The organism is Shewanella sp. YQ_9, from assembly GCF_043103185.1.
Classification (GTDB): Bacteria; Pseudomonadota; Gammaproteobacteria; order Enterobacterales; family Shewanellaceae; genus Shewanella; species Shewanella algae.
In genome coordinates, this window is record NZ_JBICJO010000021.1 from 132,205 (window position 1) to 157,395 (window position 25,191).

The following is a 25,191-nucleotide window of genomic DNA, read 5'->3' on the forward strand; positions in this document are numbered from 1 at the left end:
ACAACAGATTCAGTGTTTGAGTTTTAAACAGCTACTCAGCCGACCATGTAAGTCCCTGTACCAAAAGCGATATGGCTGCCTTTTTCATTATGCAGCTCCATTCGACAGACAGAGACCCTGTTGCCGGCACGGATCACTGTTCCTGTGCCGCTGAAGACTTCTCCCCAGCCGGGGCGCAGATAGTCGATCCTGAGATCTATGGTGCTCAGGGTTTGCAGTCGCTGTTGCAGCTGCTCCACTGTCCAGTTGTCGCGACTGATAACTAAGCCGGAGAATGCCGTTAGGCCGCCAACCACATCCAGCACGGTTGCGGTAACCCCGCCATGGAGTATTTTTTGATGTATGTTGCCGATTAGCTCCGGCTTCATTTTGATCTCCACTTCGACACCAGAGGCGTCGTATCGGCGGATCCCAAGGCCGAGAAGATTGTGAAAAGGCACATGTTTATCAAATACTTCTGCTACCTTGGCGAGTACCTCGGCTTGAATGTCCTGGCTCATAGGGCTTCCTGCTGTTGTTGTTTTTTAGAGCAATCAATCTAACGCTAATATGGCCGTTTGCCTAGTCCGGGCGGAAAAATCCCCTCTTGGCTGGCACTCTGGTGTTGGCTTCATTTAGAATAGCGGCCTCTTCTTTGGACACAGACAGTCATGGATCAGCCGCTGAGTATCGCTCCCGAGAGCCTAAATCATCCCCAAGACCCTATGCAGCAAGCCTTGCAGCAGGTATTTGGCTACCGCACTTTCCGTGAAGGGCAGCGCCAGGTGATTGAACGTGTGATGGCCGGGGAAGACTGCATGGTGATCATGCCCACCGGCGGCGGCAAGAGTCTGTGTTACCAACTGCCCGCATTGTTGATGCCAGGGCTGACCCTGGTGGTTTCGCCGCTGATCTCCCTGATGAAAGATCAGGTCGACAGCCTGCTGCAGACCGGGGTCAATGCTGCTTATCTCAACTCATCCTTGCCCAGGGAGCAGAGCCTCAAGGTGCTGCGCCAGTTGCATCAGGGGGAGATCCGCCTGCTGTATGTCTCGCCGGAGCGCTTGCTGCAGCATGAGTTTATTGAGCGGCTGCAATCCCTGCCGCTGTCGATGTTTGCCGTGGATGAGGCGCACTGTATCAGCCAGTGGGGCCATGATTTTCGCCCCGAATATGCCCAGCTTGGCCGCCTGAAACAGCTGTTTCCCGGCGTGCCTGTAATGGCGCTGACCGCCACCGCCGATAAGGCGACCCGGGATGATATCTGCCAGCGGCTCAATATCGCCCCCTATGTGCTTCTTTCCAGCTTTGATAGGCCGAATATTCGCTACACAGTGGCGGAAAAGCTTAACGCCGCCAATCAATTGCGCCAGTTTATCGCCGCGCAAAACGGCGCCGCCGGGATTGTTTATTGCTCCAGCCGCCGCCGGGTCGATGAAGTGGCCGAAAGGCTGCGGTTACAGGGCTATGCCGCCGAAGGCTATCATGCCGGTATGAGCAGCGACGAGCGCGCCAGTGTCCAGGACAGATTTCTCAAGGAACAGTTGGATATAGTGGTGGCCACGGTCGCCTTTGGCATGGGGATCAACAAGTCCAACGTGCGCTTTGTGGTGCATTACGATCTGCCCAAGAGCATAGAGGCCTACTATCAGGAAACCGGCCGCGCTGGGCGAGATGGTCTCGAGGCCGAAGCCTTTATGTTGTTCGAGCCCGCCGATATCGGCCGGGTGCGCCACCTGATTGAGCAGGGTGAACCCGGGCCGCAGCAACAGGTGGAACTGCATAAACTCAATACCATGGCGGCCTTTGCCGAGGCTCAGACCTGCCGCCGCCAGGTGTTGCTGCACTATTTCGATGAGCCGGCGCTGGAGCCCTGCGGCAACTGTGACATCTGCCTGGACCCGCCGAAACGCTACAACGGCACCGAGGATGCACAGAAGGTGTTGTCCTGCATATATCGCTTGGGGCAGAAGTTTGGCATGAACCAGCTGATAGAGGTGCTCAGAGGCTCCAAATCGGCCGCCGTGGTCGACCGGGGGCACGACAAGTTATCCACCTGGGGTGTCGGCAAAGACAAGAGCCATGAACACTGGCTCAGTGTGACCAGGCAGCTTATCCATTTGGGGCTGGCGAGCCAGGATATTACCCGCGGATCGAGTATTCGCCTGAATCCGGCCGCCAGGCCTGTGCTCAGGGGCGAAGTTGCACTGATGTTGGCCGAACCCAGAATTGACTTGCATGTTACCCGCAGGCGCAACGTCAGCAGCAAGGCGCCACTCAACTACGATCGCAAGCTGTTTGCCCGCCTCAAGCAGTTAAGGCGCAGCATAGCCGAAGAGCAGGACGTACCGCCCTATCTGGTATTCAACGATGCAACCCTGGCGGAAATGGCGGCGATTTTGCCTACCAGCCAGGGCGAGATGTTGGCGGTCAATGGTGTTGGTGAGCGCAAGTTGGCCCGCTTTGGCGATCAGTTCCTCGACGAGATAGAGGCTTATCTCGCCGGTGACTGATGTTGCTCGGCGGCTTTCTGCTGACTGAGTTGGTTGACGCCGGCACGCTTCACCAGGCTATCCAGGTTATCGGGCTGCTGCAGCGAGGCCACTCCAATGCGCACGGCATGAGCCACTTGCCAGCTCTGCACTATCGGCTTGAGTTGCTCGCTGACCTGCAAGGCGCCCTGGACCGAGGTGTAGGGCAGCAGGATCACTATCTCATCCATACTGTAGCGCAGCAGTCTGTCTTGCTCTCTGAGTTTCTGTTCCAGCGCCCGCTGCAGGGCGGAAAGATCCACCTGACGTATATGGCTGGTACTCAGCAATAACAGGCTCAAGGGGTAGTTGCCCTTCTTGGCACTGCTGAGCATGGCATCCAGCTGCTGGGCCGCAGGCAGTTTTTCCAGTGCCACGGTACTCGGTTGTTGCCAGCGGTTACGGCGACTGACCAACCAGATCAGCGCACCTATGATGGCGAGTGTCAGCACAGAGATGGTGCCGTAGGCCTGGCTCAGTTTGGAGCGCTGATTGGCACTGGCAAGACGAATGTTCTGCTGGGTTTCTACCTGCAACTGCTCCTGCTGGCTGAGCCTGGCCTTGTATTGCATAAAGCGGGTATTGTTGAGCTGCTTTTGGGCCTCGGCCGCGGCCTGGGCCGCCAGTTTCATCGCCTCGTATGCCGGTTTGAACTCTGCTCTTTCGGCGTAATAGTCACTGATAAGCTGTTGGGTATAAGCCACTTCATCGGCCAGTTGCAGTTGCTCGGCCTGCTGCGCCGCCTGCATCAGCAGCCTTATGCCTTCATCGTCGTTGCGCTGGGCGAGACGTACCCTGGCCAACAGTCGGGTCGCACGCATATAGTTGTTTACTTTGCCTTGTTTTTCATAGGTCTGCAGGGCAATACCCACTAACTCATCGGCAATCTCGGTTCTGCCCCTGGCGAGTTCTATCACGGCTATCTGGCTGTAACTGTTGGCAAGCTCCAGCGGTGAGCCTATCTCAGGCAGCAGTATTTTGGACTGTTTCAGCAGGCTGTCGGCTTGGGCCATATCCTCTTGCGCCAGCGCGACTCTGGCGGCCATTAATAACAGCACATGGCGCACCTTGCCTTTGGCTTCATCTGTGTCCAGTGCCAACTTGAGATAGTAGGCCGCTTGGCGCAGGTCGCCGGTGGAATACATCAGGCTGGCCATGTCGCCGTAAACATAGGCCAGAGGTGGCCATAGCCAGGATGGATTTTGACTGCTGATATCCGGGTAGATGTCCAGCGCCAGACGCAGATCTTCGATGGCGGTGCCATAGTTGCCAAGGTCGTTTTCCAGCTGGCCCTTGAGTCTCAGGGCGTTGACCAGAGCCTGGGGTTGGTTGTGGCGTTTGGCCTGCTCAATGGCGCCGTCGAGTAACAGCAGTGATTGTTTCAGATCGTCGAAATTGGCATAGGCATCGGCGCGGCAAATTTGAAAATAACTGTCTGCCTGTTCCAGCCTTAGCTGCTTGGCTCTGGCTTCTCCCAGTTCGGCCAGATTGATGGCGGCGCCGTTGTCTCCTAATTGCAGTAGTGCTTCACATTTAAATAACTGTAATCTCAGCACTTGGGCCTGGCTCAACTCTGAGGCCTGACGCTCAAGCTCGTTGATTTGGGTCAGCGCCAGCGTAGGATATTGATAGAGGGTGTTGGCCAGTGTGTCCAACCGCTCCGCGGCCCAAAGCACACAAGAAAATGACCACAGAAGCAAGCTCAGTGCCAAGAGGCGAAAATCCATTTTTTCTCCGCTGAGTGAAGGTGAGTTTTGCCGGGCGAAACCGTGTTGGGATAATAACTATTTTTTATCATTTTTGGCACAAAAATGATGCTATCGGCAAGATTTTATTCATCTATTTAGCTTTAGATCACCAAGGCTTGAATGGTGCAAATCAGCACTTTAAGCCGAAATTTTCAACTGATGCTGAGAAATATAGGCTTGACAGCGAGCAAGTAGGCAGTTAATTATTGAACTTCTTGAACCCGGTGGGAAGAATATAAACCCACTTTAAACGAATTTTTATCTGGTATAGAACTGCTAAATGAACCCACAAATGCAACTGTCTCTCCTCCTCCTTACTCTCGCAGTCCCTGCGCGGAGGAGCTAGACTTGCACGTCGATTAGCAAGCCAGAACTCAAAACCCCGCGCCAGAAACCGCGGGGTTTTTTGTTTCTGGCACGGGAAAAATCAATCGAAACCCCTGAATGGAGAATCCAGATGTCTGACAGAGTGTTTATTTTCGATACCACCTTACGGGACGGCGAGCAGGCGCTGGCAGCCAGTCTGACAGTGAAAGAAAAACTGCAGATAGCCATGGCTCTCGAGCGCCTGGGGGTCGACATCATGGAGGTGGGGTTCCCGGTTTCCTCTCCCGGCGACTTCGAGTCGGTACAGACCATAGCCCGTACCATCAAAAACAGCCGGGTCTGCGCCCTGTCGCGGGCACTGGAGAAAGATATCGACGCCGCGGCCCAGGCCTTATCGGTCGCGGATCAGTTCCGCATTCATACCTTTATTTCAACCTCAAATATCCATGTGCAGAGCAAGTTGAAGCGCTCCTTCGACCAAGTACTGGAGATGGCGGTAGGGGCGGTGAAGTATGCCAGGCGTTTTACTGATGATGTGGAGTTTTCCTGCGAAGATGCCGGCCGGACCCCGATAGATAATCTGTGTCGCATGGTTGAGGCGGCCATCGAAGCCGGTGCCCGCACCATCAATATTCCGGACACAGTGGGCTATACCCTTCCCAGCGAGTTCGGCGGCATTATTCAAACCCTGTTCAACCGGGTACCCAATATCGATCAGGCGGTGATCTCTGTGCACTGCCACGACGATTTGGGATTGTCGGTCGCCAACTCCATCATGGCGGTGCAACAGGGGGCCAGGCAGATTGAGTGTACAATCAACGGCATAGGTGAACGGGCCGGGAACTGTTCACTGGAAGAGATCGCCATGATCCTGGCGACCCGCAAAGACATCCTGGGGCTGGAGACTGGCATCAAGGCTCAGGAAATTCACCGCACCTCCTCCATGGTGAGCCAGTTATGCAATATGCCGATCCAGGCCAACAAGGCGATAGTGGGCGCCAATGCCTTTACCCATTCATCCGGTATCCATCAAGACGGCATGTTAAAGGCGCAAAACACCTATGAAATCATGACTCCTGAGAGCATAGGCCTGAATCGCAATCACCTGAATATGACCTCACGCTCCGGCCGCCATGTGATCAAGCATCGAATGGAGCAGATGGGTTATTCAGAGCAGGATTATTCATTGGACCAACTGTACGACGCTTTCCTGAAACTGGCCGACAAGAAGGGCCAGGTGTTCGACTATGACCTGGAAGCCTTGGTGTATATGGAGGGCCGGGCGGCGGCCGACGATCACTTCCAGTTGCAACAGCTGGTGGTGCAATCCGACTCTACCGAGGGCATGGCCACCGCCACTGTACGTATTGAAGCCGCCGGTGAGGTAGTGACCGAAGCCGCCACCGGCAATGGCCCTGTGGATGCCGCCTATAAGGCGATAGCCCGTGCCAGCGGCCAGAGCGTAGATATCTGCAGCTATAAGTTGAGCGCCAAAGGCGAAGGCCAGAATGCGCTGGGGCAGGTGGATATCACGGCTCAGTACCAGGGGCGCAATTTCCACGGTGTCGGCTTGGCTACCGATGTGGTCGAGGCTTCGGCAGCGGCCCTGGTGCATGTGATGAACCTTATTCAGCGCGCCGACCAGGTGGCGGATCATAAACAGAAAATACAACAGAGAAAGGAGTTGGGTGGCGTATGAGTTATCAGATAGCGATATTGGCCGGCGACGGCATAGGCCCGGAAGTCATGGCCCAGGCCCGTAAGGTGCTGACGGCGGTAGAGCAACGCTTTGGTCTGGCAATGGAGTACGCCGAATATGATGTCGGCGGCATAGCGATAGATAACCATGGCTGCCCGTTGCCGGCATCGACCCTGGCCGGCTGTGAAGCGGCGGATGCAATTCTGTTCGGCTCGGTAGGCGGCCCCAAATGGGAAAAACTGCCTCCCAATGAACAGCCCGAGCGCGGCGCGCTGTTGCCGCTGCGGGGCCATTTCGGCTTATTCAGTAACCTCAGACCGGCCAAGTTACATCAGGGGCTGGAACATCTGTCGCCGCTGCGCGCCGATATCTCGGCCAAAGGGTTTGATGTGCTGTGCGTGCGTGAACTGACAGGCGGTATCTACTTTGGCAAACCCAAGGGGCGTCAGGGGGAGGGCGAGAGCGAAGAGGCGTTTGACACAATGAGATACAGCCGCGCCGAAATCCGCCGTATCGCCCATATCGCCTTCGAGGCCGCCCGCGGCCGCCGCGGCAAGGTGACTTCGGTCGACAAGGCCAACGTGCTGGCCTGCTCGGTACTTTGGCGTGAAGTGGTCGAGCAGGTCGCGAGCGAGTATCCGGATGTGGAACTGGAACACATCTATATTGACAATGCCACCATGCAACTGCTGCGTCGCCCCTGGGATTTTGATGTGATGCTGTGCTCCAACCTGTTCGGCGACATACTTTCCGATGAAATCGCCATGTTGACCGGCTCCATGGGGCTGTTGTCATCGGCTTCCATCAACAGCAGTGGTTTTGGTCTCTATGAACCGGCCGGTGGCAGTGCCCCGGATATTGCCGGCATGGGGATTGCCAACCCGGTAGCGCAGATCTTGTCGGCGGCCTTGATGTTGCGCCACAGCTTGCAGCAGGAAGAGGCGGCGGCAGCGATAGAGCGCGCCGTAGGCAAGGCGCTGGCAGATGGCTTCTTTACCTGTGAGTTGTTGGCGCCGGAGCAGCGGGATAATGCCAAGACCACGGCAGAGATGGGCGACTATATCGCCAATGCGATTCGGGAGGGGGTGTAATGGGCAAGACATTGTATGAAAAGGTGTGGGATGCCCACCTGGTGGCGACGCCGGCGGGAGAAGCGCCGATTATTTACGTCGACCGTCATCTGGTGCACGAAGTGACCTCACCCCAGGCCTTCAGTGGCCTGAAGATGGCCGGGCGCCAACTTCGGGCACCGGACAAGACCTTTGCCACCATGGATCATAACACCTCGACCAAGAGCGCCAGTCTGGACGCCTTGAGCCCCATGGCGCGCACTCAGGTTGAAACCTTGGCGCAGAACTGTCGCGAATTCGGTGTGCGTTTGTATGACATTCACCACCCCAATCAGGGCATAGTGCATGTGATGGGGCCTGAGCTGGGCATTACCCTGCCGGGTACGGTTATTGTCTGTGGCGATTCCCATACCGCTACCCACGGTGCCTTTGGCGCGCTGGCCTTCGGTATTGGCACCTCGGAGGTGGAGCATGTGCTGGCCACCCAAACGCTGCGGCAGCTTAAGGCCAAGACCATGAGAGTCGAGGTCAAGGGGCAACTGGGTGAGGGCATTACCGCCAAGGATGTGGTACTGGCGATTATCGGCAAGATAGGCATGGATGGCGGCACCGGCTATGTGGTGGAGTTTTGCGGTGACGCGATTCGCGCCCTGTCGATGGAGGGGCGCATGACGCTGTGCAACATGGCGATTGAGATGGGGGCCAAGGCGGGCATGGTCGCGCCGGATGAAACCACGTTCGCCTATCTTGAGGGGCGCCAGTTTGCGCCCAAGGGCCCCGATTGGGATGCCGCCCTGGCAGCCTGGAAGACGCTCAAGTCCGATGAAGATGCCATCTTCGATGCCTATATGGAGTTGGAAGGCAGTGAAATCGCGCCGCAACTGACCTGGGGCACTAATCCTGGCCAGGTGGTGGCCATAGATAAACCTGTGCCCAACCCCGCCGATGAGGCCGATGCCACAGTGCGCGGCAGTATGGAAAAGGCGCTGAATTACATAGGTTTGACGCCGGGTACCCTGATGACGGATGTGGCCATCAACAAGGTCTTTATCGGTTCATGCACCAATTCACGTATCGAAGATCTGCGCAGCGCCGCGGCGCAGATCCGCGGTCGGCGGGTGGCTGACGGCGTGACCGCCATAGTGGTGCCGGGCTCGGGACAAGTAAAGGCTCAGGCCGAAGCCGAAGGCTTGGATAAACTGTTTGTCGAGGCCGGGTTTGAATGGCGCTTGCCGGGCTGCTCCATGTGCCTGGCGATGAATGATGATCGCCTGGAAAGCGGCGATCGCTGCGCCTCAACCAGTAACCGCAACTTTGAGGGGCGGCAGGGGCGCGGCAGTCGTACCCATCTGGTGAGTCCTGCCATGGCAGCCGCTGCCGCCATTGCCGGTCACTTTGTCGATATCCGCCACTCTGGCCAGGAGAAATAAAATGCAGGCTTTTACTATTCATCAGGGAATTGCGGTGCCATTGGATAGCGCCAATGTGGATACGGATCAGATCATCCCCAAACAGTTTCTATCCAAGGTCACCAAGGATGGCTTCGGTGTCCATCTCTTTCACGACTGGCGTTATCTGGATGATGCCGGTGAGCAGCCGGATCCTGCCTTTGTGATGAACCAGCCCAGATATCAGGGAGCCTCTATTTTACTGGCGCGGGAAAACTTTGGTTGTGGCTCCAGCCGTGAACACGCGCCTTGGGCCTTGGCCGACTATGGTTTGCGGGTGATTATTGCGCCCAGCTTTGCCGATATCTTTTACGGCAACGCCTTCAATAATGGGTTATTGCCGGTGATCCTTGAGGCCGCTGAGGTGCAGCAGTTGTTTGACGAGGTAACGGCGACCGAAGGCAGTGAAATCAAAGTCGACCTGCAGCAGTGCCTGGTCGTTTCACCATCCGGGAAACGCTTTGCATTTCAACTGGCTGAATCTGCCCGTCATAAGCTGCTCAATGGATTGGATGCCATCGGCTTGACTCTGTCCCATGAGCAGGCCATCGCCGATTATGAAGCCGGGTTGCCGGGATGGCGCGCCTAATCCCGTCCGTTATTTCAGCGTACACTTGTACAAGAGCAGACCAGTGGCTTGGTAGCTGGTCTGCTCTCTTGTGTTCAAAACAAGCATGTTGACTGTAATTACCTATAATTTATTTTTTAAAAACATTTGGTTATGGGTTTTGCTCATAGGGAGGTAGACTGCAACTTTGAATGCTTAGTGATTTATGCTGTTTGTCTGGTTTAAATTAAGTGAACAAGTGTTTTTATGGTTACTTGATAATTTATAGTTATTTTTCAAGTTGATAGTTTTTGTTTTCTTTTGGGTTTCAATACTTTTCAGCAAACATCAATGCCGTTTCCTCTCTGTTTTAAGCACTGATAGCGTGACAAGTGTCACTTTTGCGTCTTTCTTTGTTGATTTTTGTGGTTGTTTATCCTGTTTTTTGCTTGCTGCTTGCAAAGATATTCTGTGTCAGTAAACTGCGCCGCAACAAAATGGAGTTATTACTCTATTCAGAAATTGCTAAATAAACAGACAGAGAATAACAATGAAGAAACAACTTATTGCTGTCGCCATTGCGGCCAGCTTTGTGGGAGCAACGACTCAGGTACAAGCGGCGGGTTTCCAACTGGCAGAATCTTCAGCGACCGGACTTGGACGTGCCTTCGCCGGTGAAGCGGCCATGGCCGATAACCCTGCGGCTCAGGGGCGTAACCCTGCCATGCTCAGCTATCTTGAAGGTCGGCAGATCTCTGCCGGTGCCATCTATGTGATGCCGGAAGTTGACGCCTTGGGTCAGGTTTCGTTGGCGTCGCCTTTATTGCCTCAGGCCATGACCATGAATGCCGATGCATTGGATGTGGCTGACAACGCTTTAGTGCCTAACTTCTATTACTCCAACCAGCTCAACGACAGCTGGACTTGGGGTTTGGCACTGAACTCCAACTATGGTTTGTCTACCGAACTGCCGGCAGCCCATGCTGCCTCCATTTTTGGTAACAAGACAGCGGTGACTACTGTAGAGCTGAACACCAATATTGCTTACCGCATTGATGAGCACTTCACTGTGGGTGCCGGTCTGCGCGGTGTGTATGGTGACGGTGAGATCGGTGCTTCGGTTCCTGGCTGGATAGAAGGTGTTCGTGCTATCCCTGGCTTGCCAGCAGAGGTAACTTCTCGTCTGCCTGCCGCCGGCACCGAGCTCAAGCATCTGGAAGGTGATGACTTTGGTTATGGTTGGCAGCTAGGTGCCAGCTGGCAGATCAATGCTAATCACCGCCTGGGTATCGCCTATCACAGCCACGTTGAGCTGGATCTGGACGGCCAAGCCCGTGGCGCCCTTTATACCGGCGGTACAGCCGAGGTTGAAGGCTACCTGCCATTGGAGCTGCCGGCATTTGCCGAGCTGGCTTCTTACCATCAGTTGACTGACAACTGGGCGATGCACGCCAGCATCAACTGGACCGACTGGAGTGTGTTCAACAAGCTGGTGGCTTATTTCCCTGGTGAGCAGAAGCCTATCGGCGGCCTGGAATCCGATCTGGTGAAGGAAGAAAACTTCAAAGACAACTGGCGCTTTGCTCTGGGTACCAGCTATCAGCTGAACAACGAGTGGTTGTTGCGTGCCGGTGTGGCCTTGGATAAGACAGCGGTTGACGATGAATACCGTACTATCACTATTCCAGATACCGACCGTCTCTGGTTCAGTGTGGGTGCCGGTTATGCCCCCAGCAAGAACCTGACAGTGGATCTGGGGCTGACCTATATCCGCGCCCACGGTGATGCCCCTATCAACGAGACTCAGGATCTGATGGGCCTGGCTCAGGTTGCCTTCCAGGGCGATGCCAGCGGCCACGTCTGGTTGGCGGGTCTGCAAGTGACCTACAAGATGTAATACCATTCCGGCCAAGGAATGAGACAAGAGCCCCGCCAAGCGGGGCTTTTTCATATCAGGCCTAGTCTGGCTCAAGGCGGTGTTAAACTTGGCGCGGCTGCACTCAGGGCTGTTTTATACTTGGCGTGGCCGAGCTCAGGGCTTATATTCATGCTATTGCCAACAAAAAATAATAAGCCCATGAAATATCCATTCCTGTTTGCCAGTGCTATTTCACTGATTTCAATGCCGAGTTTGGCCGAGTCAGATCCTGTCAGTATGTTTATTCAAGGTTTCAATGAGCAAAAGATTGAGCTGATGTTGGCGCAAACCACGGAAGACGTGACTTGGTTTAATGTCAGCATCACCAAGGTCGATCTGCAGGCTTCCGGGCATTCGGAATTGGGCGCGGCTATGACCGACTATTTTCAAACTTTGCCGGGGGCCAAGGCCAGTATTCTTGGCTCGCTGAGCTCGGGTAACTATGTCAGCACCCTGGAAAAGGTCAGCTGGCAGCAGGATGGCGAGCAAAATAGCCAATGTAATATGGGCGTTTATACCTTAAGGGGCGATAAGATTGCCGCTGTCTGGTATTACCCGGCGCAGGAGTGTGATATTCCCAAAGCGGAAATCGGCTTACCCCGAGGCGATCAGCCTTGGCAGCAAAACTAATTCAGCCAACCCAAGAAAGCTTTCACGTGCAAAAGAAATATATTATTGCCCTGGATCAGGGCACTACCAGCTCACGGGCGATTATTTTCGATCAACAGGCCAATATCGTAGCCGTCTCCCAGCGAGAGTTCAGTCAGCACTACCCGCAACCCGGTTGGGTCGAGCATGATCCCATGGAAATCTGGGCATCCCAGAGTTCGACACTGATAGAGGTCATCGCCCGCGCCGGGATCCACAGTGATGAAGTGGCGGCCATCGGCATTACCAATCAGCGGGAAACCACTGTCATCTGGGATAAGCTCACAGGTAAGCCAGTTGCCAACGCCATTGTTTGGCAGTGCCGGCGCAGCAAGGAGATCTGTGAGCAGCTCAAGGCCGAGGGGCTGGAGGACTATGTCCGCGACAATACAGGTTTGTTGCTGGATCCCTATTTTTCGGCCACCAAGATTAAGTGGTTGCTGGATAATGTCGAGGGTGCCCGCGAGCGGGCCGAAAGAGGCGAGTTGCTCTTTGGTACTATCGACAGCTGGCTGGTATGGAAGCTGACCGAGGGCAAGGTGCATGTGACCGACCCCACCAATGCGTCGCGCACCATGCTCTACAACATCCATAAACAATGCTGGGATCAGACCCTGTTACAGGCGCTGGACATCCCAGCTTCGTTGTTGCCCGAGGTCAAGCCGTCGATGGCTGTCTATGGCACAACCCGGATTGCCGGTGAGGGCAGTGAAATTCTCATCGCCGGCATGGCCGGGGATCAGCAGGCGGCGCTGTTCGGCCAGCTGTGCGTCGAACCCGGCATGGCCAAGAATACCTATGGCACAGGCTGCTTTTTGCTGATGAACACAGGTGACAAGGCGGTGCGCTCAGAGCATGGGTTGCTGACAACCGTGGCTGTAGGCCCCAAGGGCGAGGTGCAATACGCGCTGGAAGGCTCGGTATTTATGGGCGGCGCGACCATACAGTGGCTGAGGGACGAGTTGGGGCTTATTCGTGATGCCCAGGACACAGAGTACTTTGCCTCCAAGGTAGAAGATACCAATGGGGTTTATCTGGTGCCGGCATTTGTCGGGCTGGGAGCCCCTTACTGGGACGCCAACGCCCGCGGCTCCTTGCAAGGATTGACCCGCGGCGTAAACCGCAACCACATCATACGTGCGGCGCTGGAATCCATCGCCTATCAGAGCCGGGATCTGCTGGATGCCATGAGTAAAGACAGCGCGGTTGCACTCAAGCAGCTGAGGGTGGATGGCGGCGCCGTGAGTAATGACTTCCTGATGCAGTTTCAGGCCGATATCACAGATACTCAAGTACTGCGGCCGGCCTTGACCGAAACTACCGCCATGGGAGCGGCATTTTTGGCCGGTCTTGCCTGTGGTTTCTGGGATTCGGTGGAAGATCTTTCTCACCGGAGCGATGTTGAACGTTACTTCGAGCCGGCCATGGATGAAGGACGGCGGGAGCTTTATTACCGCGGTTGGCAGAAGGCGGTGGACCGTTGTCGCCACTGGCATGAAACCGACGAACTGTGATGTGCCGGGCGGTTTCTTGTCGGCTGTTATTGTCTCCCATTGAATAGTGACTCAAAATAGTGCCCCAAAGACACCAAAGTGAGCCCGCCATGACAGTGACGACCGAAGCCGAATATCTGGCGCAATACAATATCCATGACTACCCGCTGCCGCTGACCAGTGTCGACAGCGTGCTGCTTTGTGTGCGAGAAGGGCAATTGTGTGTGCTCTTGGTCAAGCGTTCCGGGTTTCCCTGCAAAGGGATGTGGGCATTGCCGGGAGGCTTTATCGATCTGCAGCAGGATGAGGATATCGATGCTTCGGCCAAGCGCAAACTTAAGCAAAAGACCGGCATAGTGCCACCCTACCTGGAGCAGTTACAGAGTATAGGCAATGGCAGCCGGGATCCCAGAGGCTGGTCGGTCACCATCAGCTATTATGCGCTGATGCCTCATCTTGAACCCGTCATGGAAGGTTCTGAAGAGAGCCGCTGGTTCAGCTTGCAGTCGCTGCCCGAACACTTGGCCTTTGATCACGCCGATATCATAGCCTTGGCACAGGAGCGCTTACGCCAAAAGGCGCTTTACAGCCTGGTGGCGGCTTTTGCCCTGCCGGAATTGTTTACCCTGGCCGAGTTGCAGCGAGTGCATGAGGCCATTTTGGGCAAGCCACTGCAGAAGAAATCTTTCCGGCGGCGAATCGAGCAGGCCGGCGTGCTCGCCCCCTGTGGAGAGGGCCGGGTCGAAGTCGGTCGCCCACCCCAGCTCTACCGGGTATTGCCTGAAGCTGCCGATTATCGCTTTGTACGCAACCTGGAAGCTTGAAACTCCATTCGAGCTTCTTTGGTTTACCACTATCTTATCCATTATTTTAATTCTTCTTTTTAGATAAGTGTCCTTTTGACTCGAAATAAGCTTGACCACTCCAAGCTGTTGCTTTAGATTAAGTGTCACTAAGACACTTAATGGTGAGCGATATGGATATCAGTATTGAGCTAGTAAACAAAGATGCGACCAGACAGGCTTTGACTGTTGAGCAATGGCAGTTTGCCGGTGGTGAGCAACATGTGCGTCTGGCGGGTTTTGATGGACAACAGGTAGAGAGCGCGATTATCTGCGCCAGGTTGCAGAGCAGTGATGCCATCATGCAGCTGCTGCTGATCAAAGATGCTTTGGACCGCGCTGCACCCGGCATTCAGGTTTCACTGCAACTTCCCTATTTCCCCTATGCCCGCCAAGACAGGGTTTGCGTCGCCGGTGAGGCCTTTTCCGCCGCCGTGATGGCGGGGTTGCTGCGAAATGCCGGCTTCAGCCAGATCCGCTGCTGGGATCTGCACTCGGCGGTCAGTGAGCAACTGCTGGAGGCCGAGCAGGTACATCAGGCGCAGTTGGTTTGTCAGTTTGCGCAGCTGAAGCAGTGGCTGCAAACCCACCAGGCGGCACTGCTTGCGCCGGACAAGGGCGCAAGCCACAAGATAGCCAAGGTTGCCGATGCGCTGAGTGCCGCCGGGATTGAGGCCGAAGTTTTTCAGGCCAGTAAACGCCGGGATCCGGCGACGGGCACAATATTGGCATCCGAGTTGGACGCCGATGTCGCTGGCCGCAGTCTGCTGATCCTGGATGATATTTGTGACGGTGGCAGAACCTTTATCGAGCTGGCGCGGCTTTTGAAACAAAAAGGCGCCGCCCGAGTGGGACTCTATGTGACCCATGGCCTGTTTTCCCGCGGAATCGAACCGCTGGAAGGTTTGATTGATGCCGTGTTTACCACAGATTCTGTGTGTCCATTGCATCCGTTTGAGTCGCAAATTGTCGAGCTGCACACCTTGAAACTGTTTGAATAAAAGGAGTTTATTATGAGTATCATCGCCCCCTCAATGCAGAAGGATGTCTACAAAGAGTTTCATGGTCGCGCCTATCATCCTCAGGTGACCGAGGTGTATGCCAACTTCACTTCCCGCAGCGGTCGCAATGCCAACATAATGGACAATGACAAAGTCGCCTTTATTGGACTGCAGTATTTTATCAAGAGCTATTTGATGGAGGAGTGGGACAGCTTCTTTCGTCAGCCCAAGGCGCAGGCCGTGGCCGCCCATAAGCGCATACTCAGTGCCATGCTGGGGTACAGCGTCGATGTCTCTTATCTGGAAAAACTCCACGACCTTGGGTATTTACCGCTGAGGATCAAGGCGCTGGAAGAGGGGACTCTGGTGCCTTATCTGGTGCCGCCGTTGACCATAGTCAACACCCATCCGGATTTCCCCTGGTTGACCAACATGATAGAAACTGTGCTCAGTTGTGAAAACTGGCCGATACAAACCAGTGCCACCACGGCCGTAGCTTACCTGCGCACCTTTAAAGAGTTCGCCGACAAGACAGGTCTGCCTGCCGAGATGGTAGCGTTTCAGGGGCATGACTTCAGTTTTCGCGGCATGTTCGGTAAGCAGGCCGCTGCCATGAGTGGTTTTGGCCATTTGGCCAGCGGTTTTGTTGGAACCGACACCATTCCGGCGGTGCTGTTTGCCGAGAAGTACTATGGTGCCGATGTCGATAAGGAGTTGGTCGGCGCCTCAGTGGATGCCACCGAGCACTCGGTGACCTGTTCCTGGATCCTCGAAGGGGAGATCGCCTTCTTCCGTTATCTGATGCAGACCCAGTCTCCCAAGGGGATCCTTAGTGTGGTGTCTGATACCTGGGATTTCTGGACTCTGGTGACTCAATACTTACCTGAACTCAAGCAGGAGATCCTCGAGCGTGACGGCACCCTGGTGATCCGTCCCGACTCCGGCGATCCTGTGACCATTCTCAGCGGTTATAAGCTGGCGCCTGAATCACTTATCCGCGAATGTGGCCTGGATGAAGCATTGCAAAAGGCAGCCGATAACGGTTATGAGGCGATCAGTTGGCATGGTGAGTTTATCGGTCTGCAGCGGCAAACCCTGATGGCCTGCGAGGTGAAGGGGCTTATCGAGTGCCTGTGGGACATTTTTGGTGGCACCTTGACCGACAAGGGTTACAAGTTATTGGATAACCATGTGGGTGCCATTTATGGCGATGCCATCACGCTCGAGCGCCAACGACAAATACTGCAGCGTTTGATGGACAAAGGTTTTGCTTCCAAAGTCGTGCTGGGGATTGGCTCATACAGCTATCAATATGTCACCCGAGATACCCATGGCTCGGCAGTCAAGGCGACCCACGTGATAAAAGACGGCGAACCGCTGGCGATTTTCAAGGCACCCAAGACTGATAGCCAAAAGCGTTCCGCCAAGGGGTTACTGCAAGTGGTTATGCAAGACGGGGAGCTGGTGCTGAAAGACGATGTTTCGGTGACTGAAGAAGCCCAGGGGCTGCTGCAAACCGTTTATGAGGATGGCAAACTACTTCGCGAAACCAATTTGGCCGAGATACGCCAGCGGGTGGCGGCGCAGCTGTGAAGCCTTGATTCAATGACATTCACCGGCAGGGTCAGACATCGATATCTATGATCTGACCCTTGCCTTCTTCCTGCGCCCTGGAGTCATCCCTTTCTTCATCTTCCTGGCGGCGGTTATGTTTACGCCGCTCGTGGGCAAAGCCTTTCTGCTCTTTGCGGCGATCAGCGACTTTTTCACGCTTGTCTATTTCGGGAGGCAGTTGCGATTGCGGGGCTTCGTGGCTGTCGGGCGCTATGGCGGAGCTGGTCTTGACCTGCTCCACTTCGCGTTTGGGCTGAAATACCGCCTTGACCGGGCGTGCCAACATGGCGTAAATGCTGTCCAATCCCATTAGAGTTCCCCGTGCCGGCGGCTTTTGCGCCGGTTAGATGCTTTAACTGTTAGCCTATTCTGTATCCTTTATCGGCCTGTTTCGCCTAAAAGTTAGACTGAATTTATCCTTTGGGGTTCCGGCTGTATCAAAACAGTGCTGAAATCTTTGACTCAGGCTCTGAACACTATGTAGGAAAAGCCTGTCGTTCTGATATGGGCAAGAAATTTTAGTTAACCATGATTTAACATTTAACCCTCAGATACAGCTGTAAGGTTGGCATAGTGGTTTATCCTGGCCGAGTTTTGCCGCCACAGAAGTTTGCACTGGATCGCACTCCTGAATGCCCGGATCCGGGAAACTTCTCCACAATCGTTTCTTTTCACTGTGAAAATCTCCCCTGTCAGTGTTGAAATTTTCCACTGCCAGGGGCGGTAGTACCACTTTTTGCCACTTGGAATTCGGCTGTTCAAAAAATGTTGTGACACGCTGCTAACCCGCTTGGTGACTGGCTTTATTCGAGTTTGCATTGCTTGACAATCCTTGTTGACTATCCCTAAACTTAGCATCTGTGGGAATTTGTGGATATTTGTGGATCTATTAACTGAGCAAGGATGAAACCAAGTGTTTTCCGGCGCAAGTGCTTTGAATCTGGATGCCAAGGGGCGGATCGCTATGCCAACGCGATACCGCGAGCCTCTGCATGCCGATCATCAAGGCAAGCTGGTAATCACTGTGGATATCCAATCTCCCTGCCTGTTGATCTATCCGATAAACGAATGGAACAAAGTCGCCGACAAGCTGCTCGGTCTGTCTGATTTTCAACCACAGGAGCGGGCGATGAAGCGCCTGATGTTGGGCTATGCCCAGGAATGTGAATTGGATGCCAACGGCCGGGTTTTGCTGACTCCGCCGCTCAGGCAATACGCTTCTTTGGAAAAGAAGACCATGTTGGTCGGGCAGTTGAACAAATTCGAACTCTGGGATGAGCAGGTCTGGCAGCAGCAGCTGGCCGACAGCCTGGAGATGATTAAGAGCCAGGGATTGACCGCCAGTGAGCGGCTGGCGGATTTCTCACTCTGATGAGTGAGACCAGATTAAAGAAGAGAGTGATGAGCCAAAACTTTGCCCACCTGTCTGTCCTGCTTCAAGAAACGGTAGACGGGCTCAATATCCGCCCAGATGGCATCTATATCGACGGTACTTTCGGTCGAGGCGGACACTCACGTCAGATCCTTTCCCGCCTGGGTGAACAGGGGCGGCTGATTGCCATCGATAGAGACCCGGCGGCCATTGAAGCTGCCAAACAGTTTGCCGATGATCCGCGTTTCACCATAGTCCATGGCGGTTTTGGCCAGTTGGCCGACTATGTTGAGCAACTTGGGCTGGTGGGCAAGATAGACGGTGTCTTACTGGATCTCGGTGTGTCATCACCGCAACTGGACGATGCCGAACGAGGCTTTAGTTTTCTGCGTGATGGCCCACTGGATATGCGGATGGATAACAGCCAGGGCGAAACGGCGGCTCAGTGGCTCGCCAGGGCCGAAGTCGAAGATATGGCTTGGGTATTCAAGACCTATGGTGAAGAGAAAAACGCCCGCCATATCGCCCGTTGTATCGCCGCCGACCGTGATGAGAAGCCGTTTTTGCGCACCAAAGATTTGGCCGGCTTGATCGAAAGGATCACCAAACACAAAGAGCGCAACAAGCATCCGGCAACTCGAGTGTTTCAGGCGATTCGCATCTATATCAACAGCGAGCTGGATCAGATAGATCAAGCATTGGAAGGGGCACTGCAAGTACTGGCGCCCAAGGGACGGCTGTCGATCATCAGCTTCCATTCCCTGGAAGATCGCATGGTGAAGCGTTTTATCCGCCGTCACAGCAAAGGCGAGGAAGTGCCCTACGGCTTGCCGGTGACCGAGGCCGAGCTCAACCGCTCGCGGCAGCTGTTGCCCATAGGCAAGGCGATGAAACCGTCGGATGAAGAGATTGCCGTTAATGCCCGGGCCCGCAGTTCTGTACTCAGAATTGCCGAGCGTTTGCCTTACTGAGGTTGACGGTGAGTAAGTCGCAACTCAATCTGGCGCGCATAGTGCTGCAGGATCTTTGGCAGCACAAATGGATCCTCTTGCTGGGCATGCTGGTACTGGGTAATGCGGTTGCCGTGGTATATACCAGCCACATCAGCCGTACCCAAACCAGTGAGTTGGACAAGCTATTACAGGAAAGGGATCGCTTGGATATCGAGTGGCGCAACCTGTTGCTGGAAGAACAGTCGCAGGCAGAGCACAGCCGGATAACCCGGATTGCGACCAAGGAATTGGACATGATAAGGCCCTTACCCAATGAAGAGGTGGTAGTGAGACTCCCATGAGAAAACAGGCTAAAAGGATTCAAAAGCCCCAACTGATCCACTGGCGACTGCAGGTGGTGGTGGCGTTTGTTTGCCTGTTGTTTGTCTCGCTTGTTGGACGTGCCGCCTACATCCAGGTGATAGAACCGGAAAAACTGCGTCATGAAAGTGATATGCGCACTTTGCGAACCACCTCCAACGAGGTGCAAAGAGGGCTTATCACTGACCGCAACGGCGAGATGCTGGCCGTCAGCGTGCCTGTACGTGCCGTCTACGCCGACCCCAAGGTGGTTCACGACAAGGATGGCTTCAATGATATGCGCCGTTGGCGGGCGCTGGCCGATGTATTGCACGAGCCGCTGGATGACCTGTTGGCAAGGGTGCAGTCCAACCCCAAGAAACGCTTTACCTACCTCAAGCGCCAGGTTACCCCGGCGGTAGCGCACTATATCGAACAACTGAAGCTACCTGGTATTTACCTCAAGTCTGAATCACGCCGTTACTATCCGGCCGGTGAGATCAGCGCTCAGCTGGTCGGGATCACCAATATTGATGATGTCGGCATCGAAGGCATTGAAAACACTTACAATAGCTGGCTGACCGGTACTCCCTCCAAGCAGAAGGTGCGCAAGTCCCGTGACGGCCGGGTGGTTGAGCGGCTGGATATCATCCAGGAGGGCGAGAGCCCCAATGATCTGGTGCTCAGCATAGATCAGCGTATTCAACAGTTGGCTTACCGTGAGCTCAAGCGTGCCACCGAAATGAACCAGGCAACATCCGGTTCTGTGGTGGTGCTGGATGTGCACACGGGTGAAGTGCTGGCGATGGTCAACACCCCCTCCTATAACCCCAACTCGCGGGAAAATCTGCAGAGCCACAGGATGCGTAACCGCGCCCTGACAGACACCTTCGAGCCGGGTTCGACGGTGAAACCCTTTGTGGTGGTAGCAGCGCTGGAAGCCGGAATCGTCAAGAGCGATGAGCTAATCCCGACATCACCCGGTTGGATGCGTATCGGTGGTCGGCAGGTGCGGGATGCTCGCAACTATGGCGATATGTCACTGGCGAAGATTTTGATCAAGTCCAGTAACGTGGGGATCAGTAAGTTGGCACTGGAAATGCCGGTGCAGCAGCTGCTGGGCACCTATCAGTCCATGGGGCTCGGCAACTATTCAGGGATCAACCTGACCGGCGAGAGTGCCGGTTTGGTGCAGGACAGACACAGATGGTCCGACTTTGAACGGGCGACTCTGTCCTTCGGCTATGGCCTGACCGCTACCCCGCTGCAATTGGCGCGTATGTACGCCACTCTGGGCAGCGGCGGCATGCTTTACCCGGTATCGATTCTTAAACTGAAGCAACCGCCGGAAGGCGCCCGGGTAATAGCCCCGGACGTGGCCCGCGATGTGATCAACATGCTGGTGGGCGTGACCGAGAAGGGCGGCACAGGTACTCGGGCGCATATTGAAGGCTATCCGGTTGCCGGTAAGTCGGGCACCAGTCGTAAGGCGATAGCCGGTGGCTATGGCGATGATTATGTTGCCCTGTTTGCCGGTGTCGCGCCGGCCAATAACCCCAGGCTTGCCATGGTAGTGGTGATCAACGAGCCCAAAGGGGACAGATATTATGGCGGCGTGGTGGCGGCACCTGTGTTTGGCAAGGTGATGTCCGGCGCGTTGCAGATGTTGAATGTGGAGCCTGTGAGTGATGATACTCGCGTGCAACTGGCTCAGGTACCTAGGAGAGCAGAATGATGTTATTGCGGGATCTGCTGGCTCCCTGGTTTCATTACTCCGGCGCGGAGGCGGTGGCCGAGCCCTGTCTAGACAGTCGGAAAGTGGTTGAAGGTGGCCTTTTCGTGGCCGTTCCCGGACATCAGGCCGATGGTAGGGAGTATGTTGCCGCCGCCTTCAACAAGGGAGCCGCGGCCGCCTTGCTGCATACGGATGATCCGGATGCCCACGGCAAGGTGGAGCGGGAGCAAGGCTTAACCATCTACTTTTTTCAACTGAGTCGGCAGCTATCGGCGCTGGCGGCCCAGTTCTATGGCATTCACGCAGTCAAGCCTCGCCTGGTGGGGATTACCGGCACCAATGGCAAGACTTCTGTCAGCCAGCTTGTCGCCCAGTGGGTGTCTTTGCTCGGCGAAAAGGCCGGTGTTATGGGCACTTTGGGGAACGGTTTGCTGGGGGAGCTCCAGGAAGCGACCAATACTACCAGTGATGCCTTGGCCGTGATGGCCCAGCTCAAGGCTTTTGAGCAGATGGATGTCAGCGTCTGCGCCATGGAAGTGTCCAGCCACGGTTTGGTGCAGGGGCGGGTAGAAGCCGCGCCCTTTGAAGTGGCTGTGTTTACCAACCTGAGCCGGGATCATCTGGATTACCACCTGACCATGGAGGCTTATGCTGCGGCCAAATTGAGGCTGATGCGGTTTGCCTGTCTCAAACACGCGGTGATTAACCTGGATGACGCCACAGGGCAGGCCTGGTTCGAGGAGCTGCCCAAGGCCAAGTTGCTCGGCTATAGCATTAAGCAAGATCCCAGAGCGGCAGTTGTTGCTGTTAATCCTCAATATCACGCCAAGGGCGTGCGCGCCGAGATCCACTGGCCGGAAGGCAAAGGCGTGCTGGAGACCCCGCTGCTGGGCGAATTCAATCTCTCCAATCTGTTGGCGGCGCTGACGGCGCTCTATGCCATGGGGTATCCGCTGCAAAAGCTGCTGTCGCTGTCACCGGCCCTGAAGCCCGTGCCCGGACGGATGGAGTGTTTCCCGTCGAACAAAGGTTTTTCGCTGGTGGTGGATTATGCCCACACCCCGGATGCGCTGGAGCAAGCGCTCAAGGCGCTGCGGCTGCATACCGACAACAGCCTCTGGTGTGTCTTTGGCTGCGGCGGCGATCGTGACAGGGGCAAGCGGCCGCAGATGGCCCGCGCTGCCGAGGCTTTTGCCGACCGCTTGATGGTCACCAGTGACAATACTCGCAGCGAAGAGCCGCAAACCATCATTGATGAAGTCATGGCCGGGCTGACTCAACCCGAGGCGGCATTCTCCTGTGTCGATAGGGTGACAGCCATTAAACAGGTTTGCGCCCAGGCCGAGGCGGGAGATGTGATTTTGCTGGCCGGCAAGGGGCATGAAACCTATCAGGAAGTGGCAGGAAGCCGTCATCACTACGATGAGCGGGCCTTGGCGCTGGAACTTAGCGGAGGCAAGGCATGATCCCTTTAACTCTGCAACAGATAGCCACGGCGCTAAATGCCAAGTTGATTCCAGCGACTGCCGCAGAGCAGCTGGTTGAGAGTGTCAGCACAGATAGCCGCGATATAGGCACCAAAGGTTTGTTTATCGCCCTCAAGGGTGAGCGCTTCGACGCCCATGAGTTTGCGCCAACGGCGGTCAAAAATGGCGCCGCAGCGCTCCTGGTCAGCCGCGAGTTGGCACTCGATGTGCCGCAGCTGCTGGTGGCCGACCCTCACCAGGCCCTGGGGCAACTGGCGGCTATGGTACGCAGCCTGGTATCACTCAAGTGTGTTGCCTTGACTGGCTCCAACGGCAAGACCAGCGTCAAGGAGATGTTGGCGACCATATTGTCGCAACATGCCAAGGTGCTCTACACCGCCGGTAACTTCAACAACGATATAGGCGTGCCGCTGACAGCCTTGCGACTGGAGCCTGAACACGAATACGCGGTATTTGAGCTTGGTGCCAACCACAAGGGTGAAATTGATTACACCTCGGCCATAGTGCGCCCGGATGTTGCCCTGGTGAACAATGTTGCCAGCGCCCACCTCGAAGGGTTTGGCTCAGAGGCCGGTGTGGCGGCGGCCAAATCCGAGATTTTCAATCACTTGGCCCCGGACGGCTGCGCCATTATCAATGCCGATGACAGATACGCCGAGGTAATGCGTCAGGCTGCGTTAGGCTACCGTCAGTTAAGCTATGGCATTGACGCAGCAGCCGAGTTGACAGCCAAAGATTTACAGGCCGATGCCTCGGGGCGTTATCGCTGCACTCTTTGCTGGCAGCAACAGGAGTATTCGCTGGCGCTGCCGCTGGCCGGCCGACACCAGGTGGCCAATGCCCTGGCGGCAACTTCGGTTTGCCTGGCGCTGGGCCTGGATATGGCAAGCATTATCTCTGGCTTGCAACAGATGCAGCCGGTCAAGGGACGCATGCTGCCCACTGAGCTTGGGCGAGTGCAGCTGATCGACGATAGCTATAACGCCAATCCGGCCTCGGTCAAGGCTGCGATCAACTGGCTTCACGAAATTCACGGAAATCGCATTCTGGTACTGGGCGATTTGGGGGAATTAGGCGACAATGCCCCCCTTTTGCATCGCGAGCTGGGTGAGTATGCCCGGGAGGCCGGGATAGATGCCCTGTTTTGCTGCGGTCAATTAACCCAGAACACCAGCCAGGGGTTTGGTACGGAACATCCGGATACCCAAGGGCGTTTGGTGGAAAGTTTAATCAAATATATCAATCAGTTGTCAGGGAGTGTCACTGTATTGGTCAAGGGTTCACGCAGCATGCGTATGGAGCGTGTGGTCGAGGCCCTTAAATCAGCCTTCGGGCGTGGGGAGTTAGTGTAGATGCTGGTGTATCTGGCGGAGTATCTAACCCAGTTTTATACCGGGTTTAACGTGTTTTCCTATTTGACCTTCAGAGCGATTCTGGGGTTGTTGACCGCCCTCAGCTTCGCGCTCTGGTGGGGGCCCAAGTTGATTGAACGTTTGCAGCTTTTGCAGATAGGCCAGGTGGTGCGTAACGATGGCCCTGAGTCACATTTCAGTAAGCGTGGCACCCCAACAATGGGTGGATTGCTGGTGCTGGCGGGGATCTTTATCAGTGTCCTGCTGTGGGGCGATCTCGGTAACCGTTATGTCTGGGTGATGTTATTCGTTCTGGGCAGCTTTGGCCTCATCGGTTTCCTCGATGATTACCGCAAGGTGGTGCGTAAGGATCCCAAGGGGCTGGTGGCCCGTTGGAAGTACATTTTACAGTCGCTGGCGGCAATTGCTGTGGCCTTTTATCTCTACGCCACCGCGGCCCTGCCGGGTGAAACCCAATTGGTGGTGCCTTTCTTCAAGGATGTGATGCCGCAGCTGGGGCTATTTTTTGTGGTACTGGCCTATTTCACCATAGTGGGTTCGAGCAATGCGGTTAACCTGACCGACGGCCTCGATGGCTTGGCGATTATGCCGACCGTTATGGTTGCGGCGGCGTTCGCGCTTATTGCTTACCTCTCCGGCCATGCGCAATTTGCCGGCTATCTGCATATTCCGCATCTGCCTGGCGCCGGTGAACTGGTGATTGTCTGCACCGCGATAGTCGGTGCCGGTCTTGGTTTCCTTTGGTTCAACACCTATCCGGCACAAGTGTTTATGGGCGACGTGGGCTCGTTGTCACTGGGCGCTGCGCTCGGCACCATGGCTGTGCTGGTACGCCAGGAAATCTTGCTGGTGATTATGGGCGGTGTATTCGTAATGGAGACTGTGTCAGTCATCCTTCAGGTTGGATCCTATAAGCTGCGTGGCCAACGGATTTTCCGTATGGCCCCCATACACCACCACTATGAATTGAAAGGTTGGCCCGAGCCCAGAGTGATAGTGCGTTTCTGGATTATCTCTTTGTTCCTGGTTCTGCTGGGATTGGCCACCCTGAAGTTGAGGTAAACAGT

The 25,191-nt window shown here is 55.3% G+C and carries 22 protein-coding genes; 19 read left to right on the plus strand and 3 right to left on the minus strand.

The window, feature by feature from the left end; all coding sequences use genetic code 11:
- Window positions 1–35: 35 nt before the first annotated feature.
- The gene (locus ACF8D4_RS06895) at window positions 36–500 is read right to left on the minus strand and encodes a thioesterase family protein (RefSeq protein ID WP_025888143.1); all 465 of its coding nucleotides are present in this window, start codon (window positions 498–500) and stop codon (window positions 36–38) included.
- A 204-nt stretch (window positions 501–704) separates the two neighbouring features.
- Here ACF8D4_RS06895 and recQ point away from each other — a divergent pair, with 204 nt between their 5' ends.
- The gene (gene recQ, locus ACF8D4_RS06900) at window positions 705–2,492 is read left to right on the plus strand and encodes a DNA helicase RecQ (protein WP_372239372.1); all 1,788 of its coding nucleotides are present in this window, start codon (window positions 705–707) and stop codon (window positions 2,490–2,492) included.
- On the opposite strand, the gene ACF8D4_RS06905 is transcribed toward recQ, so the two are convergent.
- Window positions 2,474–4,237, minus strand: coding sequence for a diguanylate cyclase domain-containing protein (locus tag ACF8D4_RS06905; RefSeq protein WP_221051593.1), 1,764 nt, complete (start codon window positions 4,235–4,237; stop codon window positions 2,474–2,476). The two genes, recQ and ACF8D4_RS06905, sit on opposite strands and share 19 nt — an antisense overlap.
- Window positions 4,238–4,257: 20 nt before the next feature.
- Between ACF8D4_RS06905 and ACF8D4_RS06910 the strand changes: the two genes are divergently transcribed.
- From ACF8D4_RS06910 to ACF8D4_RS06960, 11 genes are all read left to right on the plus strand, one after another.
- On the plus strand, window positions 4,258–4,461 hold the full coding sequence (locus ACF8D4_RS06910) for a hypothetical protein (protein ID WP_208142416.1): 204 nt from the start codon (window positions 4,258–4,260) through the stop codon (window positions 4,459–4,461).
- Window positions 4,462–4,715: 254 nt separating this feature from the next.
- The gene (gene leuA / locus ACF8D4_RS06915) at window positions 4,716–6,284 is read left to right on the plus strand and encodes a 2-isopropylmalate synthase (RefSeq protein ID WP_044733534.1); all 1,569 of its coding nucleotides are present in this window, start codon (window positions 4,716–4,718) and stop codon (window positions 6,282–6,284) included.
- Entirely contained in the window at window positions 6,281–7,375 is a 1,095-nt protein-coding gene (gene leuB / locus ACF8D4_RS06920; RefSeq protein ID WP_028781115.1) for a 3-isopropylmalate dehydrogenase, read from the plus strand. The genes leuA and leuB overlap by 4 nt, the downstream gene beginning before the upstream one ends.
- Complete coding sequence (gene leuC / locus ACF8D4_RS06925) at window positions 7,375–8,784, plus strand: 3-isopropylmalate dehydratase large subunit (protein WP_392466749.1); 1,410 nt, start codon at window positions 7,375–7,377, stop codon at window positions 8,782–8,784. Before leuB ends, leuC begins: the two co-directional genes overlap by 1 nt.
- Before the next feature lies 1 nt (window position 8,785).
- Window positions 8,786–9,391 carry a 3-isopropylmalate dehydratase small subunit gene (gene leuD, locus ACF8D4_RS06930; RefSeq protein ID WP_208133928.1) on the plus strand — a complete coding sequence of 202 codons (606 nt, stop codon included), beginning with the start codon at window positions 8,786–8,788 and terminating at the stop codon, window positions 9,389–9,391.
- Between the two features lie 508 nt (window positions 9,392–9,899).
- Entirely contained in the window at window positions 9,900–11,246 is a 1,347-nt protein-coding gene (locus tag ACF8D4_RS06935) for an outer membrane protein transport protein (protein WP_062793509.1), read from the plus strand.
- A 180-nt stretch (window positions 11,247–11,426) separates the two neighbouring features.
- Window positions 11,427–11,897 (plus strand): nuclear transport factor 2 family protein, encoded by a 471-nt coding sequence (locus tag ACF8D4_RS06940; RefSeq protein ID WP_096142780.1) that lies wholly within the window; start codon window positions 11,427–11,429, stop codon window positions 11,895–11,897.
- 26 nt (window positions 11,898–11,923) lie between these two features.
- Entirely contained in the window at window positions 11,924–13,429 is a 1,506-nt protein-coding gene (gene glpK, locus ACF8D4_RS06945) for a glycerol kinase GlpK (protein WP_144167666.1), read from the plus strand.
- An 89-nt stretch (window positions 13,430–13,518) separates the two neighbouring features.
- Complete coding sequence (locus ACF8D4_RS06950; protein WP_208135266.1) at window positions 13,519–14,232, plus strand: NUDIX domain-containing protein; 714 nt, start codon at window positions 13,519–13,521, stop codon at window positions 14,230–14,232.
- A 152-nt stretch (window positions 14,233–14,384) separates the two neighbouring features.
- On the plus strand, window positions 14,385–15,251 hold the full coding sequence (gene prs, locus ACF8D4_RS06955) for a ribose-phosphate diphosphokinase (RefSeq protein ID WP_208189737.1): 867 nt from the start codon (window positions 14,385–14,387) through the stop codon (window positions 15,249–15,251).
- 12 nt (window positions 15,252–15,263) lie between these two features.
- Window positions 15,264–16,844 (plus strand): nicotinate phosphoribosyltransferase, encoded by a 1,581-nt coding sequence (locus ACF8D4_RS06960; protein ID WP_144134393.1) that lies wholly within the window; start codon window positions 15,264–15,266, stop codon window positions 16,842–16,844.
- 31 nt (window positions 16,845–16,875) lie between these two features.
- Here ACF8D4_RS06960 and ACF8D4_RS06965 read toward each other — a convergent pair whose 3' ends face one another.
- The gene (locus ACF8D4_RS06965; protein WP_044733543.1) at window positions 16,876–17,175 is read right to left on the minus strand and encodes a hypothetical protein; all 300 of its coding nucleotides are present in this window, start codon (window positions 17,173–17,175) and stop codon (window positions 16,876–16,878) included.
- Window positions 17,176–17,778: 603 nt separating this feature from the next.
- Here ACF8D4_RS06965 and mraZ point away from each other — a divergent pair.
- Genes mraZ through mraY form a run of 7 tightly spaced genes read left to right on the plus strand, consistent with a single transcriptional unit; the run spans window position 17,779 to window position 25,186 of the window.
- Window positions 17,779–18,237 carry a division/cell wall cluster transcriptional repressor MraZ gene (gene mraZ / locus ACF8D4_RS06970; RefSeq protein WP_025010885.1) on the plus strand — a complete coding sequence of 153 codons (459 nt, stop codon included), beginning with the start codon at window positions 17,779–17,781 and terminating at the stop codon, window positions 18,235–18,237.
- Window positions 18,238–18,266: 29 nt separating this feature from the next.
- Window positions 18,267–19,208 (plus strand): 16S rRNA (cytosine(1402)-N(4))-methyltransferase RsmH, encoded by a 942-nt coding sequence (gene rsmH, locus ACF8D4_RS06975; protein WP_025010886.1) that lies wholly within the window; start codon window positions 18,267–18,269, stop codon window positions 19,206–19,208.
- Between the two features lie 8 nt (window positions 19,209–19,216).
- The gene (gene ftsL, locus ACF8D4_RS06980; RefSeq protein ID WP_025010887.1) at window positions 19,217–19,531 is read left to right on the plus strand and encodes a cell division protein FtsL; all 315 of its coding nucleotides are present in this window, start codon (window positions 19,217–19,219) and stop codon (window positions 19,529–19,531) included.
- Complete coding sequence (locus ACF8D4_RS06985) at window positions 19,528–21,264, plus strand: penicillin-binding transpeptidase domain-containing protein (protein WP_109247715.1); 1,737 nt, start codon at window positions 19,528–19,530, stop codon at window positions 21,262–21,264. The genes ftsL and ACF8D4_RS06985 overlap by 4 nt, the downstream gene beginning before the upstream one ends.
- Window positions 21,261–22,730, plus strand: a complete 1,470-nt coding sequence (gene murE / locus ACF8D4_RS06990) for a UDP-N-acetylmuramoyl-L-alanyl-D-glutamate--2,6-diaminopimelate ligase (protein WP_101058283.1) — start codon at window positions 21,261–21,263, stop codon at window positions 22,728–22,730. The genes ACF8D4_RS06985 and murE overlap by 4 nt, the downstream gene beginning before the upstream one ends.
- The gene (murF, locus tag ACF8D4_RS06995) at window positions 22,727–24,103 is read left to right on the plus strand and encodes a UDP-N-acetylmuramoyl-tripeptide--D-alanyl-D-alanine ligase (protein WP_392466738.1); all 1,377 of its coding nucleotides are present in this window, start codon (window positions 22,727–22,729) and stop codon (window positions 24,101–24,103) included. Before murE ends, murF begins: the two co-directional genes overlap by 4 nt.
- Window positions 24,104–25,186, plus strand: a complete 1,083-nt coding sequence (gene mraY, locus ACF8D4_RS07000; RefSeq protein WP_071237737.1) for a phospho-N-acetylmuramoyl-pentapeptide-transferase — start codon at window positions 24,104–24,106, stop codon at window positions 25,184–25,186.
- Window positions 25,187–25,191: the final 5 nt, after the last annotated feature.

What these genes read in the sequence shown, in the direction of transcription:
- prs (WP_208189737.1), top strand. Translation starts at nt 14,385, where the DNA reads ATGGATATCAGTATTGAGCTAGTAAACAAAGATGCGACCAGACAGGCT.
- ACF8D4_RS06950 (WP_208135266.1), top strand. Translation starts at nt 13,519, where the DNA reads ATGACAGTGACGACCGAAGCCGAATATCTGGCGCAATACAATATCCAT.
- ACF8D4_RS06985 (WP_109247715.1), top strand. Translation starts at nt 19,528, where the DNA reads ATGAGAAAACAGGCTAAAAGGATTCAAAAGCCCCAACTGATCCACTGG.
- mraY (WP_071237737.1), top strand. Translation starts at nt 24,104, where the DNA reads ATGCTGGTGTATCTGGCGGAGTATCTAACCCAGTTTTATACCGGGTTT.
- ACF8D4_RS06940 (WP_096142780.1), top strand. Translation starts at nt 11,427, where the DNA reads ATGAAATATCCATTCCTGTTTGCCAGTGCTATTTCACTGATTTCAATG.
- ACF8D4_RS06965 (WP_044733543.1), bottom strand. Translation starts at nt 17,175, where the DNA reads ATGGGATTGGACAGCATTTACGCCATGTTGGCACGCCCGGTCAAGGCG.
- leuC (WP_392466749.1), top strand. Translation starts at nt 7,375, where the DNA reads ATGGGCAAGACATTGTATGAAAAGGTGTGGGATGCCCACCTGGTGGCG.
- rsmH (WP_025010886.1), top strand. Translation starts at nt 18,267, where the DNA reads ATGAGCCAAAACTTTGCCCACCTGTCTGTCCTGCTTCAAGAAACGGTA.
- murE (WP_101058283.1), top strand. Translation starts at nt 21,261, where the DNA reads ATGATGTTATTGCGGGATCTGCTGGCTCCCTGGTTTCATTACTCCGGC.
- leuB (WP_028781115.1), top strand. Translation starts at nt 6,281, where the DNA reads ATGAGTTATCAGATAGCGATATTGGCCGGCGACGGCATAGGCCCGGAA.
- ACF8D4_RS06960 (WP_144134393.1), top strand. Translation starts at nt 15,264, where the DNA reads ATGAGTATCATCGCCCCCTCAATGCAGAAGGATGTCTACAAAGAGTTT.
- leuA (WP_044733534.1), top strand. Translation starts at nt 4,716, where the DNA reads ATGTCTGACAGAGTGTTTATTTTCGATACCACCTTACGGGACGGCGAG.
- ACF8D4_RS06895 (WP_025888143.1), bottom strand. Translation starts at nt 500, where the DNA reads ATGAGCCAGGACATTCAAGCCGAGGTACTCGCCAAGGTAGCAGAAGTA.
- ACF8D4_RS06905 (WP_221051593.1), bottom strand. Translation starts at nt 4,237, where the DNA reads ATGGATTTTCGCCTCTTGGCACTGAGCTTGCTTCTGTGGTCATTTTCT.
- recQ (WP_372239372.1), top strand. Translation starts at nt 705, where the DNA reads ATGCAGCAAGCCTTGCAGCAGGTATTTGGCTACCGCACTTTCCGTGAA.
- ACF8D4_RS06935 (WP_062793509.1), top strand. Translation starts at nt 9,900, where the DNA reads ATGAAGAAACAACTTATTGCTGTCGCCATTGCGGCCAGCTTTGTGGGA.
- murF (WP_392466738.1), top strand. Translation starts at nt 22,727, where the DNA reads ATGATCCCTTTAACTCTGCAACAGATAGCCACGGCGCTAAATGCCAAG.
- leuD (WP_208133928.1), top strand. Translation starts at nt 8,786, where the DNA reads ATGCAGGCTTTTACTATTCATCAGGGAATTGCGGTGCCATTGGATAGC.